This window comes from Pseudalkalibacillus sp. A8 (assembly GCF_045920555.1).
Classification (GTDB): domain Bacteria; phylum Bacillota; class Bacilli; order Bacillales; family Fictibacillaceae; genus Pseudalkalibacillus.
On the sequence record NZ_CP174509.1, the window covers coordinates 2,357,543 to 2,373,084 of the forward strand.

Here is a 15,542-nt window from a genome sequence, read left to right on the forward strand (position 1 = left end):
GAGGTGAAAGGTATGTATATTAATATTATCGTCCTCATCTCCATTTTGCTTGTCTCTGCAATCGTATTTGCAGTTGTTGGATATCTTGTTCGTAAATCAATTGCTGAAGCGAAAATTTCTAGTGCCGAGCATGCGGCAAAACAGATTATCGAAGATGGAAAACGAGAAGCTGAAGCTAGCAAAAAAGAGGCTTTGCTCGAAGCGAAGGATGAGATCCATCAGCAACGGGTAGAAGCCGAAAGTGAAATTCGCGAACGCAGATCAGAACTTCAAAAACAAGAACATCGATTGGTACAAAAAGAAGAGGTCCTTGACCGCAAAAGTGAAACCTTAGATAAGAAAGAGGAATCATTAGAAAAAAGGGAGGATACTCTCACCAAAAAACAACAACAAATTGAAGAGATGGAAAGCAAAGTGGAGCAGGTGTTGCAGCAACAGCAACTGGAACTCGAACGTCTATCTGGAGTTTCACGCGATGAAGCGAAGCAGATAATCATGGAACAAGCCCAGTCGGAAATTGACCATGAACTTGCAGCTATGATTAAGGATCGAGAAAACCGCGCGAAAGAAGAAGCAGACAAGAAGGCGAAGGAGATTTTATCCCTAGCCATCCAGCGTTGTGCTGCTGACCACGTGGCGGAAACGACTGTTTCTGTTGTAAATCTGCCGAACGATGAGATGAAAGGTAGAATCATCGGGCGTGAAGGGCGTAATATACGTACTCTTGAAACATTGACGGGGATCGATCTCATAATCGATGATACACCTGAAGCGGTCATTCTTTCCGGATTTGACCCGATCAGGAGAGAAATTGCAAGAATTGCTCTTGATAAACTGGTTTCTGATGGAAGGATCCATCCGGCTCGCATTGAAGAAATGGTGGATAAATCCAGAAGGGAAGTTGATGAGTATATCCGGGAAATCGGTGAACAGACTACCTTTGAAATCGGAGTACATGGTTTGCATCCTGACTTGATCAAGGTATTAGGCCGCTTGAAGTACCGTACAAGTTACGGTCAGAATGTACTCAAACATTCAATGGAGGTCGCACACTTGACCGGATTGATGGCTGCAGAACTTGGGGAAGATGTTACCGTCGCTCGCAGGGCTGGACTACTCCATGATATCGGTAAAGCGATCGACCACGAAGTGGAAGGAAGTCACGTTGAAATCGGTGTTGAACTTGCTCAGAAATACAAGGAACATCCGATTGTCATCAACAGTATTGCTTCTCACCATGGAGATACAGAACCAACGTCAATCATTGCAGTCCTTGTCGCCGCTGCAGATGCTTTATCTGCTGCTAGACCTGGTGCTCGGAGAGAGACACTTGAGACATATATCAAGAGGCTTGAGAAGCTTGAAGAGATTTCTGAATCCTTCGATGGGGTCGAGAAATCATTCGCCATCCAAGCAGGACGTGAAATCCGGATCATGGTACGACCTGACATGGTGGATGATGTTGCATCCCACCGATTGGCTCGTGACATCACCAAGAAAATTGAAGATGAACTCGATTATCCTGGCCATATTAAAGTTACAGTCATTCGAGAAACCAGAGCAGTTGAATATGCGAAATAAAGCGACGTAAAACGTCGCTTTATTTTTTTCGGAGTTGTAGAGAGAATTTTGGAGTTATAGAGATAGTTTCAAATTTGTAGCATTTCGGTCCGGCTTTGTAGAGATAAATAGTCATGGGACGCTTTAAAAAACATTTTCTAGGTCAAGATCGTGTAAATCATTGCTGCACAAATCTTAAAAATCATATCAAAGGCCAAGAAACACACTCGAAAAGTATAAAATTACTAAAATACTTCAATTATACAACAAGAGAGATTTCTGAATCGTCTCTTTCAGCTTTCTATATGATCATTGTTCTTCAGGAATAGTTACCTACCGATTGGACACTGTTTCTAGAACGTGGCATAGTTAAAAGTACATTGAGAAACTGCTCAACATAGTCATTTATAGTAGAAAGGGTTATTACAATGAGAATTTTATTTATTGGCGATATTGTCGGTTCCCCTGGTAGATCAATGGTCGAAACGTATCTCCCAAAATTGAAAAGTAAATATCAACCAACGTTGACCATAATCAATGGCGAAAACGCTGCACACGGGCGTGGGATAACGGAAAAAATCACGAAAAATTTGAAGCAATGGGGCGCTCATGCGATAACTATGGGAAACCATACGTGGGACAACAAGGAGATCTTTAATTTTATTGACGATGTTCCCCAGATGGTGCGTCCCGCAAACTTTCCAGAAGGTACACCTGGCCAGGGCTACACATTTGTAAAAATAAACGACATTGAAGTAGCTGTCGTTAATCTTCAAGGACGTACATTCATGCCTCCGCTGGATTGTCCTTTCCGTAAAGCGGATGAAATTCTTGATGAAGTGAAAAATAGGACACCATTCATATTTGTCGATTTCCATGCAGAGGCGACAAGCGAGAAACAAGCGCTTGCATGGTATTTAGATGGTAGGGTGTCCGCCATAGTAGGGACGCATACACACGTGCAAACTTCCGATAATCGCGTTCTCCCGGGAGGTACAGCTTACATTTCTGATGTCGGAATGACTGGCCCTTATGATGGAATTCTCGGGATGAGTAAGGAAGCGGTTCTTAAAAAATTCCTAACAAATTTACCAGTTAGGTTTGAAGTGGAAATTGGGCGGGAACAGTTAAGTGGAGTCATAATCGATCTCGATCGGGTAACTGGGCTGGCCAAATCGATTAAACGAATCCAAATCAACGATGATCATCCTTTCACGGAATAGTCTTCGCGAGGTTATGATTTAGGAGGAATACAAGCTCACATCGTGAATATAGTAAAAGTGGTAGGATATCAATAAGGAGGTACAAATCATGGAAATATTAAAAGTTTCAGCAAAGTCCAATCCAAATTCTGTAGCTGGCGCGTTAGCCGGAGTCCTCCGTGAACGAGGAGCAGCCGAAATACAGGCAATAGGTGCAGGCGCATTAAATCAAGCTGTGAAAGCAGTAGCTATTGCACGAGGATTTGTAGCACCGAGTGGAGTTGACCTCATTTGTATCCCTGCATTTACAGATATCTTGATTGACGGAGAAGAAAGAACCGCCATCAAGTTGATCGTCGAACCAAGATAATGATGTGTGCAAGCCTGTTTGTTCATTTTGAGCAAACAGGTTATTTATTTTCAAAGTTCTATAAAACAACTCTGCTGACTTGTCGCTCATCGGGCATGTAAGCTTTACACAAGAATAAGCTGAAAATCTTTTAGAATATGAATAAAACTTTCTTTAATCATCAGATAGATGTTTATGAGTATTAAGTATATCATTGTATTCAGAGGAGTAACCTTGCCCAAAATGTAATAATGGAACTCGCTTGGCACCTGATCAGGGATGTGACCAGGTTTTTTCTATTTATCTTTGGAAAGGTTCATAACTTACTAAAGAGGGGGTTCATAAATGAAAGTATTCGATGCCCATTGTGATGCGTTATTAAAGCTATGGCGGGATTCCACTTTGACGTTTGATGACTCTGACCACCTCCAAGTCTCTTATCCTGCATTGAAAGCTGCAGGGGCCAAGGTGCAGTGTTTCGCAGTCTATGTTCCAGAAGATGTGGTCGGAGATGGAAGATTCCAAGCAGCAATCGAAATGATTGACATATTTTACGAAAAAATCGTGAAGCCTTATCCAGATATCAAACTGATTCAAACCAGGGAAGACATCCAATTGCTAGGTGAAGAAGAAATCGGTGTCATGCTCACTCTGGAAGGCTGTGGACCGATTGCAAATGATTTATCCAGATTAAGGACACTAATCCAACTAGGTGTACGTTCAATAGGACTCACCTGGAATTTTGCCAACGATCTCGCGGACGGTGTACTCGAAAAAAGACAAGCTGGTCTATCAAACTTAGGAAAAGAAGCTGTAACCCTTTTAAATGAAGAAAAAATCTGGACAGATGTTTCCCATTTGACTGAAGCGAGCTTTTGGGATGTGATGGAGCTGACTGAACATGTCATCGCTTCCCATTCGAACGCGAAGAAGTTGTGCAACCATCCCAGGAATCTGAATGATCGACAAATCAGAGTGCTGATTGAAAAAGATGCGGTGATGGGAATAACGTTCGTCCCTTATTTTCTCAATAATCGGTCACCAGTCCGGATTACTGAAATCCTTAAGCATATCGATTATGTCGCTTCTCTGGGCGGAGTATACAATATCGGTTTCGGGTCTGACTTCGACGGAATTTCCGAAACAGTGATCGGATTGGATTCCTATTTCGGTTATGATCGATTACTCAACGAATTGCTGAAACATTTTTCTGAAGAATATGTGAAGGGGTTCTGTTTTGATAATTTCAATAAACGGATAAATTTTTAATTTTTTAACAATTGGTCAATGATTGAAAGGATTTTTCCGAAGAATACTTGCATTTTTATAGTGATAGGTCTATTATTGTAGACGTTATAAATCATTTTTCTTCCTAAAATCAAAGGGTTTTCTCACTCGGATGATTCGGTTGGAAAAATAACATACAATTGAAATTTTGATTGGAACAATAAAAGGGGTGGAGTTCTAAATGGTAGATCAACTTTCATGGAAAGTTGGCGGACAACAGGGTGAAGGAATCGACAGTACTGGTGAGGTTTTTTCACTTGCACAAAACCGATTAGGTTATTATCTCTATACATACCGTCACTTTTCTTCTCGTATTAAGGGAGGGCACACGAACAACAAAATTCGTGTTTCCACAAAGGAAATAGGTGCGGTTTCGGACGACTTAGATATCTTGGTGGCTTTCGATCAGGAAACGATCGATGTTAACTACCGCGAACTGCATGAAGAAGGATTGATCATTGCAGATGCAAAGTTCAACCCGACAGCTCCGGAAGACTGTAAAGCAAAGTTGTATGCGGTTCCATTTACAGAAATTGCGAATAAATTAGGCACCTCATTGATGAAGAACATGGTTGCCATCGGTGCGACGAGTGCGATACTTGGCCAATCGACAGAAGAATACCGTGAAATCGTTCAAGAAGTTTATGGCCGTAAAGGTGAAAAAGTGGTCGAGAAGAATATGGAGGCACTCCGTCAAGGTGCAGAGTACTTCAATGAGCAAGCAGGCGGTCCGATAGAGCGCCTGCAGCTGGAAAAAGCTGATGGTAAGAAGCGCATGTTCATGATCGGTAACGATGCGATTTCCCTCGGTTTCTTAGTCGGCGGCGTACGCTTCATGTCTGCTTATCCCATTACGCCAGCATCTGAAATCATGGAATACATGATCAAACACCTTCCTAAATATGGCGGGACCGTCATCCAAACGGAAGATGAAATTGCAGCTGCGACTATGGCGATCGGGGCTAACTATGCAGGAGTCCGTACGATCACCGCATCAGCAGGGCCTGGTTTATCCCTTATGATGGAAGCGATCGGTCTTTCAGGCATCACCGAAACCCCACTCGTCATCGTAGATACTCAACGTGGTGGTCCTTCCACAGGCTTGCCGACAAAACAGGAGCAATCTGATTTGATGGCGATGATTTACGGTACACATGGCGAGATTCCGAAAGTGGTTATCGCGCCAAGTACTGCAGAAGAAGCATTTTATGATGCAGTAGAAGCTTTGAACATTGCTGAAGAATATCAATGTCCAGTCATTGTGCTGTCAGACTTGCAGCTTTCCTTAGGTAAGCAAAGTGTCCAACCACTCGATTACAGTAAAACCGAGATCCGCCGTGGTAAGCTCCAGGTTGATGAATTGCCTGAGCTTGAAGCGAAAGAGTACTTCAAACGTTATGAAGTGACTGAAGATGGGGTTTCACCTCGTATACTTCCTGGTATGAAAAATGGAATTCACCATGTGACAGGGGTCGAGCATGACCAAACAGGTAAACCATCTGAAGTGGCAGCTAACCGCCAGGATCAAATGGATAAACGTAACCGGAAACTTCAGAATTTGAAGTTCAAAAATCCGGTTTTCAAAAATGCTAAGCATGATGAGGCTGATGTCCTTGTTGTCGGTTTCAATTCTACTCGCGGAGCAATTGAAGAAATGATCCCACACTTAGAGGAAGACGGAATCAAAGTCAATCACGCGCACGTACGATTGGTACATCCGTTCCCTACAAAAGAAATGAAGGAAATGGTCGATTCTGCAAAGAAGGTAATCGTCGTTGAGAATAACTCGACAGGTCAACTTGCAAATATCATGAAGATGAACCTTGGGAACCTTGATAAAATCAACAATGTATTGAAATACAACGGGAACCCATTCCTGCCTTCAGAAATCTACACAAAATGCAAGGAGCTGTTATAGATGGCAACATTCAAAGATTTTCGTAACCAAGTAAAGCCGAACTGGTGCCCAGGTTGTGGAGATTTCTCTGTTCAGGCGGCAATCCAGCGTGCAGCTGCGAATATCGGCTTAGAACCGGATGATTTGGCTGTCGTATCTGGAATCGGATGTTCCGGACGTATTTCAGGCTATATCAATTCTTATGGTTTCCATGGAATTCATGGCCGTTCATTGCCGATCGCCCAAGGGGTCAAAATGGCGAATCGTGATTTGACTGTCATTGCATCTGGCGGTGACGGGGATGGATTCGCAATCGGTATGGGGCATACAATCCATGCAATCCGTCGTAACATCGATGTGACTTACATCGTCATGGATAACCAGATCTATGGTTTGACAAAGGGGCAAACATCCCCTCGTTCAGAATTTGGATTCAAGACGAAGAGTACACCGGAAGGATCTGTTGAATCATCCATTTCAATCATGGAAACAGCTTTGACTGCTGGAGCGACATTCGTTGCCCAAAGCTTCTCCAGTGATTTGAAGGAATTGACATCGTTGATCGAACAAGGAATGCAGCATAAAGGGTTCTCACTCATCAACGTATTCAGCCCTTGTGTTACCTACAATAAGGTAAATACGTATGATTGGTTCAAAGAAAATCTAGTCAGCCTGGCTGAGGTCGAGAACTATGATTCATCAAACCGTATGATTGCAATGCAAACATTGATGGAGAATAATGGCCTTGTCAAAGGTTTGATCTACCAGGATAAGAACAAGAAATCGTATCAAGATCTTGCTCATGGCTACAGTGAAACGGCACTGTCTAAAGCAGACCTGAGCATCGATGACCAACAATTCAACGAACTGATTTCCGAGTTCATGTAAAAGTATTTTCATAAAAAACCTCATCTATAAAAGAGAGTCCTGCAAAATAGGGCGAAAAGATCTTTAGTAGAAAAAAATCCACCAGTAGATAAGTTGAACCTTAACTTTCTGGTGGATTTTTACATTATTTTAAAAAGTATGGGCTGGTGTTACACATTTTCCAGCTCATTTTGTGGTATTAATTTTGTCATTCTTTTAATGTTCGAACACCGAGAGATAGGTTTGTATTTTCATACCTAATAAACCACGGTATTTTGCCCTGGTTAACCCATGAAATCTTTTTAATTCCGCATTCTTATGCTCGATAGTTGAACGTACCTTTTTCCGTTCTTGATACTCTTCCGAGTCCAAGTACTTCATTTGTTGTTGATGTTCAGAAATGATACGGATTGAGTATGTTTTTGATTTTTTCCCCTCTTTGTAACACCCTTCTTTTAACGGACATTCTTTACATATATCAACGTCAAAGTAAAAAGTGTTCTTTTGATTTTTTCCAGTATCTTTTTTACCAGTTCTACGCGATTAGCACCTAAACATGGTTTCTAAATCAACTTAATTGTGTAGGATGGGGTAAAGAACTTTCAGGATTAATCGTAAAAACCACTTATAAGCTAAATGTAAATTGGCATCTTGAATGACCTGATCATCGGATAAATCATATAAGGTCTGGATGAGAAGAAGTCGAAGCAGTAATTCTGGTTCAGTCGCTGGTCGTCCGTACTACCTACAATATGATTCTTTCGTTAGGTCATATATAAATGAAAAATCAACCAACTTATCGATTTTTTTTAATAGGTGATCTTCTGGTATTAAGTTGTACAACTCGGCATGAAAGGAAAGAGTTTCTTGATAGTGATCTTTTAACATCTATCCAATTCCTTTGCCTTTTTCTTTCATCATATCAAAAAACGCCCCAAGGGAGATTTTTTCCAGTTACTGTATTCGTTTTGCAGGACTCTCATAAAAGGATGAGGTTTTTTGATTAAATAAAATTCTAGTGAAATCAAAAATAAGCTTCAAAGATTTTTATAAACAAAATAAGTATAGTTTAAGGGAAGGAATTGCAAAATGATATAGAGCGGTCTTTCCATCAGTAAAAACCGTATGTTCATATGGGGAGGACACGCCTTTACTGCTTTTTGTTGTCATGATACAATTTCAGAGGGTAGTCTATTGTGGAATTTAAAGGAGTGTTCATCGTGGAAGGAAAAATGAAAGCGATTCTAAAGCACCATCGCGATAAAGGCGCTAAGCTTGAGATGGTAGATATCCCTCAAATAAAAAAAGATGAAGTATTGATTAAAGTGAAGGCCACTTCGATTTGTGGTACCGACGTACATATTTATGCTTGGGACGAATGGTCAGCAAGCCGGGTTAATCCCCCGTATGTATTCGGGCATGAATTTGCAGGAGAAGTCGTGGAAATTGGAGATGATGTAACCAACGTCAAAATCGGTGACTCAGTTTCCGCTGAGACTCATATCGTTTGTGGAGAATGCCCGCAATGCTTAACAGGGAATGCCCATATATGCCGGAATACAAAAATCATCGGTGTCGATATCGATGGGTGTTTTGCTGAATATGTGGCACTTCCTGCGAAAAATTTATGGGTAAATGACCCTGACCTGCCTATGGCTGTCGGTTCTGTGCAGGAACCTATGGGAAATGCTGTCCATACTGTACTCGCTGGTGATGTGGTTGGCAGAACGGTAGCGGTTATTGGGTGCGGACCGATCGGGCTTATGGCAGTAGGTGTCGCAAAGGCAGCAGGTGCCTCCCAGGTGATCGCATATGACCTGAATGAATACCGCCTAGAGCTCGCAAAAGAAATGGGTGCTACAACGACAGTCAATTCAAAAAAACAAGACCCTGTTGAGATCGCCATGAACCTGACTGATGGAAACGGCGTTGAGGTTGTTTGTGAAATGTCTGGACACCCAGTAGCAATCGATCAGGGATTTAAAATGATTACCAATGGTGGGCGAATGTCTATTTTGAGTCTGCCTGTCAAACCTGTTGAAGTCGATATCACAAATGATATCGTCTTCAAGGGAATAACGGTCCAAGGGATCACAGGACGTAAAATGTTCGAAACGTGGCGCCAGGTAGCGGGACTCCTAGGCTCAGGGCAAGTGGATGTTGAAAAAATGATTACACATGAATTCCCATTAGAAGATTTTGAAAAAGGTTTTGAATTGATGCTGCAAGGAAAATGTGGAAAAGTGGTATTGAAACCTTAACAACAGGTTTTTATAAATGCGTGTATTGCACTTATAATAATGATAGGAGGAATTATCAATGAAAGGTTTTGAATATCTGCAGGAAGAACTTGATCAAATGAAGTCTGAAGGTGTATTCCGTGAATTGATCCCTTTGGAATCTGAACAAGGTGCACGTGTAGTTATCAAAGGAAAAGAAGTCATTCAACTATCATCTAACAATTATTTAGGCCTTACCGATCATCCGCGAATGAAGCAGGCTGCTCTGGAAGCCGTTGAAAAATACGGAGTAGGGACTGGATCTGTTCGTACCATTGCTGGTACGTTAGCTATGCACGAAGAATACGAGAAAAAGCTTGCAGAATTCAAGCATACAGAAGCGGCTCTCGTTTTCCAATCTGGCTTCACGACGAACCAGGGTGTTCTTTCATCAATCCTGACGAAGGAAGACGTCGTCATTTCAGATGAATTGAACCACGCTTCGATCATAGATGGAATCCGCCTGACAAAAGCAGATAGAAAGATCTACAATCATGTCGATGTGGAAGATCTGGAGCGCGCACTGAAAGAATCTTCGGATTACCGTGTCCGTCTCGTCGTTACGGATGGTGTATTTTCAATGGACGGAAACATCGCACCTCTTCCTGAAATCGTGGAGCTTTGTGAAAAATATGATGCGATTCTTATGGTGGACGATGCGCATTCAAGTGGTGTCCTTGGTCGTAACGGTCGCGGTTCAATCGATCACTTTGACTTGAATGGGCGTGTTCATATCCAAGTCGGGACGCTCAGTAAGGCAATCGGAGTATTAGGTGGATATGTAGCGAGCACTCAAGCATTGAGAGATTATCTCATCCATAAAGGACGTCCTTTCTTGTTCAGTACGTCCCATCCTCCTGCAGTTACAGCAGCATGCTCGGCTGCGATCGATGTACTCTTGGAAGAACCAGAACTTATTGAAAAACTATGGGATAATGCGAAATTCTTCAAAGAAGGTTTGAGAAAGCTCGGTTTTGATACAGGGAAGAGTGAAACCCCGATTACACCTGTAGTCGTGGGTGATGCTGCCCTTGCTCATAAGCTTTCAGATAAGCTATTCGAATATGGTGTGTTTGCCCAAGGGATCGGCTTCCCGACGGTGGCAAAGGGATCAGCACGGGTACGTACCATCGTGACTGCACAGCATACGAAGGAAGACTTGCAAGAGGCTCTTGACGCATTTGAAAAAGCGGGAAAAGAACTGAAAATCATCCAGTAATTGGTTAATGAAAAACTTGTTAGATTCAATGTTCCATTTTTAACGAAAATTTGCGACACTCCTTCGGGAAAAGCAATCCAGGCGAGACCACACAGCGATTAAGGATCTTCGACTAACAACCACCACGTCCTGTGGTGAACGTCGAAGCCAGCATAAGGAAAGCTCTAAGCTCTAAGAACTCATCGCAGACACGAAAATGATTTCATTTTTGTGTTGAGATCCCCGAGGAGGCTTGCGGATCGCCCGTGGAAAGGGAGTGAATTTCGTGAAATCAACACTACGTATATCAAAGCTTATAAAAAGGAAAGAAGGTTGCTGAAGTGACCCCTGTCAAGTAGACAGAAATTAAAAAGCATTTTTAAGCAGCCTGAGCTCTATAATTATAGGGACTCAGGTTGTTTAATTTCTTTTGAAATCTCTGGTGATTATAAAATCGTATGTATTGGTGGACGGCAAACTTAACCTCTTCAGAGGTTCGGAAAGAGTATAAGTGAAAACATTCTGTTTTAAAATGGCTAAAAAAGTTCTCCATACAAGCATTATCCCAACAGTTTCCTTTTCGAGACATACTCGCTTTCATTTTGTATTTTTTAAGCAGTTGGTTATATTGTTTTGAGGTGTACTGGAATCCCTGATCGCTATGAAGGATAATTCCTTTTACACTCCGTTTTCTTCTTGCCTTTTTTACTGTATCCATTACTAGTTGAAGGTCGTTTCTTTGACTGATTTTATATGCGATGATTTCGTTATTGTATAAGTCTTTAATAGCCGATAAATACAATCTTTGTCCATTAAAAATTAAGTATGTAATGTCTGTTACCCATTTTTCATTTGGCTTAGAGGCTTTAAAATCTCGGTTCAAATGGTTTTCTGAGATGGCATAAGCTTCCTTCTTTCCGTAGTAGGGCCGTTTTCTTCTTATGATGGCTTTTATTCCCAATTCACCCATCAAGCGTTGAACCCGTTTATGATTCATATGTAAATTGTGTACCGACTTAAGCCAGACATGTATCCTTCTATAACCATAAATCCCCTTGAGCTTTGTGTGACACTTTATGATTAACTTCTTGATTTTATCATCCTCTAACTGTTTAGAAGAGGGGGCTTCCTGACGCTTTAACCACTTGTAATATCCGCCCCTTGATACCCCTGCAAGTTCACATAGAAGTTGGACAGGGTATTGTTTCTTGGACATATCTTGAATCACTTTATACTTAGTACCTGTTGATACGGCTTCCATACCCCCTTTTACTTCCCTAAGAACTTTTTTAACATTTCATTCTCGGCTTCTAATCGTTTGATTTTCTCTTCTGGATCCTCAGGACGGGTTCTTGGTCTGCCTTTCCCAGGTCCTTTTGCTTTCCCGCGCTTTTCCTCGAGACCCTTTATTCCTTCTGCCTCAAAGTGTTGAACCCAACGACGTACAACTGAACTAGAAATACCTACTTCCTTCGCAACCGTATCGTAGCCCATACCATCTTTAATATATAGATCCACTACTTTTTTCTTAAATGCAACATCATATGATTGTCTCATTTTCCCCATAGAAAAATCCCCTCCATAATAGACAGATTAATGTGCTTTCTTTTTTCTGTCTACTATGTGGGGATCATATCATGCCATACCTTCTTTCTTTTTTCAGTAGGGAGAATTTATACTTATTTAGTGCCATGTATAAGCATACCCAACTTTTATGGTCAAGCGTACCTGAGTTTGTTATAATAAACTAGTTAACTACACAGATTATGACTTTTTATCATGTATATAGAGTTGATTTTGCAGTAAGGAGTGAGAATGTTGAAAAAAGATACCTCCGTAATCGAATCTCCAAAACAGAAGTCGGAAGAAAAAGATTACTCAAAGTATTTTCAAACAACGTATCAGCCCCCATCGCTGAAGGATGCGAAACGCAGGGGAAAGGAAAAGATCCAGTTTCATAAAGACTTTACGATAGATGACGACTTCAGAAATATCGGACAAGGGAAAAAGTTCTTGATCCGTACGTATGGCTGTCAAATGAATGAACATGACACCGAAGTCATGGCAGGGATTTTGACAGATATGGGGTTCGAATCGACTACAGACACGAAGGAAGCGGATGTCATTCTACTTAATACGTGTGCAATCCGTGAAAACGCTGAAAACAAAGTCTTTGGGGAAATTGGACATTTGAAGCCTCTTAAACTTGAAAAACCTGGTCTCATCCTCGGGGTTTGTGGGTGTATGTCTCAGGAAGAGTCTGTCGTCAATAAAATTATGCAAAAGCACCAGCATATCGATTTGATTTTCGGTACTCACAATATCCACAGACTTCCACAATTAATTAAAAACGCTGTCTTCAGTAAAGAGATGGTCATCGAAGTATGGTCGAAGGAAGGGGATATCGTTGAAAACCTTCCGAGAGTGCGCAAGGGCAATATCAAGGGATGGGTCAATATCATGTATGGCTGCGACAAATTCTGTACCTATTGTATCGTCCCTTATACAAGAGGAAAGGAACGGAGCCGTCGACCAGAAGATATCATTGAAGAAGTACGACATCTTGCAAGAAACGGATATCAAGAAATCACCTTACTCGGACAGAACGTGAATGCATATGGAAAAGATTTCGATGATATAGAGTATGGTCTTGGAGAATTGATGGATGAAATCCGTAAGATCGATATCCCGCGTGTCCGATTCACAACAAGCCACCCACGTGATTTTGACAATCATCTGATTGATGTCCTGGCAAAAGGCGGAAACCTTGTCGAGCACATCCACTTGCCTGTCCAACATGGAAGTTCTGATGTGTTGAAGTTGATGGCGCGTAAATATACGAGGGAACATTATATGGAGCTTGTCAAAAAGATCAAAGACAAGATTCCACAGGCTGTTTTTACAACAGATATCATCGTCGGATTCCCGAATGAAACTGAAGAACAATTTGAAGAAACCTTATCGCTTGTAAGAGAAGTCGAATACGATATGGCCTTCACGTTCATTTATTCGCCACGGGATGGGACGCCTGCAGCGAAAATGAAGGACAATGTACCGATGAAAGTGAAAAAAGAACGTCTTCAACGACTGAACAGCGTTATGAATGAGATTTTCCTGAAAAAGAACAAAGCCTTGGAAGGTCAGGTCGTGGAAGTATTGGTTGAAGGGGAAAGCAAGAAGGACCCTGATGTATTGGCAGGTTATACAAGAACGAACAAACTAGTGCATTTCCGGGGACCAAAATCCTTGATTGGTAAACTCGTCAACGTGAAAGTGACAGATCCTAAAACATGGAGTCTCAATGGTGAGCTTGTAGAAACGGCAGAGGTGAGAGTATAATGGCACAATATACTAGGAAACAAGTGATCGAAAAAGCTGAAGAGCTGGCAAAAATGATCTCTTCGACAGAAGAAGTGGATTTCTTCAAAAAGGCAGAAGAAAAAATCAACGAAAATGATAAAGTGCAAAAATTGATCGGTAAAATCAAAATGTATCAACAGGAAGCGGTTAACCTTCAGCACTACCAAAAGCACGAAGCGCTGAAAAAAGTGGAAGACAAGCTTGAGAGCCTGCATGCTGAAGTGGACGCTATTCCGATCGTAATGGAATTCAAGCAATCACAAACAGAAGTGAATGACCTTTTACAGTTGGTCACCTCAACGATTTCCAATACAGTAACGAATGAAATCATTCGTGAAACTGGCGGCGATCAGTTGAAGGGGATGACAGGGTCAGCAGTCAAACATAATCGATATTGATATACAGGACTGACCCATAAGTGTCTGAGTCTCTCCGAACTTAACAACATTTAAGAAAAATCGTGATTTTGATACAAAATGATGTTGTTTTGGAGGATCTAACACTTTTCTTTTGGGCCAGCCCTTTTTTTTGGATGGAATTAAGGTAAGGTGACACTCAGGAATCAGTAACGTATCGCTTCAAACGTTCAAACAGAAGCTTCAAGACGACTGCAATAAGGAAATAGATGATAAAAGAATTCATATGATTCCACCTCAGTGGCTCATATAATCCTATATGGATGAATATCGGTTCAATGATGAAAGCCCCTGTTCCTGAGAGTATGACACCGGCCAGGATATAATGCTTCCATGTACGGACAAATTGATAAGTGATCATATAGCCAACAGGAAGAGCAGCATAATCCATTGGTACAAAATGAGGCACTTGATTGAATAATTTTTCATGATACTTCCACCATCCTTGATATACCCCCATCGTATCGATAAAAACTACTATGCTCGATAATAACAATCCAAATGTCAAAACCTCGAATAGCCGGGATCGATCGCAAAATTTCCACCATATCAGCCAAGGAACAATCAATAATAGTAAACAGAATAATTTATGTAATAGGAAGTCCAAAAGATCACCTTCTGACCATCAGGATAAGGAAATATCGAAATATAATAATAAAAAAAGGATGATAAAAATTGAAACGAAATATGCCGTTAGAGGCTTTAAGTAATGTAAGCGCAACATCGGAAACATGATGCAAAGGAATACGAACGAGTAAAAAAAATTCCAACCATGGAAGTATTCTATTTTTTTGAATACATTCCCTAAAGCTTCGAAGCCGATGTAAATGCCGACCCATTTGGCATTATGGAAAAACTTCCTGCCTAGGGTCTTCGGATACCCAGTCAAAAATAGAATGACGGTTGCTGGAAAAACGATGAATAAATAGATTAGCTCGGAAACGGTGTAGGTTATGCCTGAATCAGGAACGAGACGCCACATCAATTGGTCCTTGCAAAGAAAGAAATAAAGTAAATTCATGCTGATCAAATAGAGGATGGTTGCATGATATTTTCTCCAATTCTTCCAGTCTCCCCATTTCCAAACTGCAAATATAGATAGTATACCTAGCGATAAATGCATGTAA

General features: G+C 41.3%; 14 protein-coding genes and 2 pseudogenes. 10 read left to right on the forward strand and 6 right to left on the reverse strand.

Annotated elements, in window-relative coordinates:
• Nucleotides 1-12: 12 nt before the first annotated feature.
• The 6 genes from rny (at nt 13) to ACJROX_RS12275 (ending at nt 7,183) form a co-directional block, all read left to right on the forward strand.
• The gene (gene rny / locus ACJROX_RS12250) at nt 13-1,581 is read left to right on the forward strand and encodes a ribonuclease Y (RefSeq protein WP_408011039.1); all 1,569 of its coding nucleotides are present in this window, start codon (nt 13-15) and stop codon (nt 1,579-1,581) included.
• 407 nt (nt 1,582-1,988) lie between these two features.
• Complete coding sequence (locus tag ACJROX_RS12255; protein WP_408011040.1) at nt 1,989-2,783, forward strand: TIGR00282 family metallophosphoesterase; 795 nt, start codon at nt 1,989-1,991, stop codon at nt 2,781-2,783.
• An 88-nt stretch (nt 2,784-2,871) separates the two neighbouring features.
• Nucleotides 2,872-3,132, forward strand: coding sequence for a stage V sporulation protein SpoVS (gene spoVS, locus ACJROX_RS12260; RefSeq protein ID WP_003211281.1), 261 nt, complete (start codon nt 2,872-2,874; stop codon nt 3,130-3,132).
• A gap of 324 nt (nt 3,133-3,456) precedes the next feature.
• Nucleotides 3,457-4,380, forward strand: a complete 924-nt coding sequence (locus ACJROX_RS12265; protein ID WP_408011041.1) for a dipeptidase — start codon at nt 3,457-3,459, stop codon at nt 4,378-4,380.
• A gap of 199 nt (nt 4,381-4,579) precedes the next feature.
• Nucleotides 4,580-6,316 (forward strand): 2-oxoacid:acceptor oxidoreductase subunit alpha, encoded by a 1,737-nt coding sequence (locus tag ACJROX_RS12270; RefSeq protein ID WP_408011042.1) that lies wholly within the window; start codon nt 4,580-4,582, stop codon nt 6,314-6,316.
• Nucleotides 6,317-7,183 carry a 2-oxoacid:ferredoxin oxidoreductase subunit beta gene (locus ACJROX_RS12275; RefSeq protein WP_408011043.1) on the forward strand — a complete coding sequence of 289 codons (867 nt, stop codon included), beginning with the start codon at nt 6,317-6,319 and terminating at the stop codon, nt 7,181-7,183.
• A 195-nt stretch (nt 7,184-7,378) separates the two neighbouring features.
• Here the strand turns inward: ACJROX_RS12275 and ACJROX_RS12280 are convergent.
• Nucleotides 7,379-7,675 (reverse strand): annotated as a pseudogene (locus ACJROX_RS12280) (transposase); the annotation flags it as partial.
• Nucleotides 7,676-7,735: 60 nt separating this feature from the next.
• Nucleotides 7,736-7,888, reverse strand: a pseudogene (locus tag ACJROX_RS12285) (transposase); the annotation flags it as partial.
• A 494-nt stretch (nt 7,889-8,382) separates the two neighbouring features.
• Between ACJROX_RS12285 and tdh the strand changes: the two are divergent.
• Together tdh and ACJROX_RS12295 are read left to right on the forward strand one after the other, a co-directional pair.
• Nucleotides 8,383-9,423 carry an L-threonine 3-dehydrogenase gene (gene tdh / locus ACJROX_RS12290; RefSeq protein WP_408011044.1) on the forward strand — a complete coding sequence of 347 codons (1,041 nt, stop codon included), beginning with the start codon at nt 8,383-8,385 and terminating at the stop codon, nt 9,421-9,423.
• 58 nt (nt 9,424-9,481) lie between these two features.
• The gene (locus ACJROX_RS12295) at nt 9,482-10,660 is read left to right on the forward strand and encodes a glycine C-acetyltransferase (protein ID WP_408011045.1); all 1,179 of its coding nucleotides are present in this window, start codon (nt 9,482-9,484) and stop codon (nt 10,658-10,660) included.
• Between the two features lie 358 nt (nt 10,661-11,018).
• Here ACJROX_RS12295 and ACJROX_RS12300 read toward each other — a convergent pair whose 3' ends face one another.
• The gene (locus ACJROX_RS12300) at nt 11,019-11,900 is read right to left on the reverse strand and encodes an IS3 family transposase (RefSeq protein ID WP_408007392.1); all 882 of its coding nucleotides are present in this window, start codon (nt 11,898-11,900) and stop codon (nt 11,019-11,021) included.
• Nucleotides 11,901-11,908: 8 nt separating this feature from the next.
• A complete protein-coding gene (locus tag ACJROX_RS12305) occupies nt 11,909-12,205 on the reverse strand; it encodes a transposase (protein ID WP_408007393.1) in 297 nt (98 codons plus the stop codon).
• Between the two features lie 252 nt (nt 12,206-12,457).
• Between ACJROX_RS12305 and miaB the strand changes: the two genes are divergently transcribed.
• Both miaB and ACJROX_RS12315 read left to right on the forward strand, forming a co-directional pair.
• Nucleotides 12,458-13,978, forward strand: a complete 1,521-nt coding sequence (gene miaB / locus ACJROX_RS12310; RefSeq protein WP_408011046.1) for a tRNA (N6-isopentenyl adenosine(37)-C2)-methylthiotransferase MiaB — start codon at nt 12,458-12,460, stop codon at nt 13,976-13,978.
• Nucleotides 13,978-14,397, forward strand: a complete 420-nt coding sequence (locus ACJROX_RS12315; RefSeq protein ID WP_408011047.1) for a RicAFT regulatory complex protein RicA family protein — start codon at nt 13,978-13,980, stop codon at nt 14,395-14,397. The genes miaB and ACJROX_RS12315 overlap by 1 nt, the downstream gene beginning before the upstream one ends.
• Before the next feature lie 157 nt (nt 14,398-14,554).
• Here ACJROX_RS12315 and ACJROX_RS12320 read toward each other — a convergent pair whose 3' ends face one another.
• Both ACJROX_RS12320 and ACJROX_RS12325 read right to left on the reverse strand, forming a co-directional pair.
• Nucleotides 14,555-15,022, reverse strand: coding sequence for a CBO0543 family protein (locus ACJROX_RS12320; protein ID WP_408011048.1), 468 nt, complete (start codon nt 15,020-15,022; stop codon nt 14,555-14,557).
• An 18-nt stretch (nt 15,023-15,040) separates the two neighbouring features.
• Nucleotides 15,041-15,538, reverse strand: a complete 498-nt coding sequence (locus tag ACJROX_RS12325; protein WP_408011049.1) for a CBO0543 family protein — start codon at nt 15,536-15,538, stop codon at nt 15,041-15,043.
• Between the last annotated feature and the right edge of the window lie 4 nt (nt 15,539-15,542).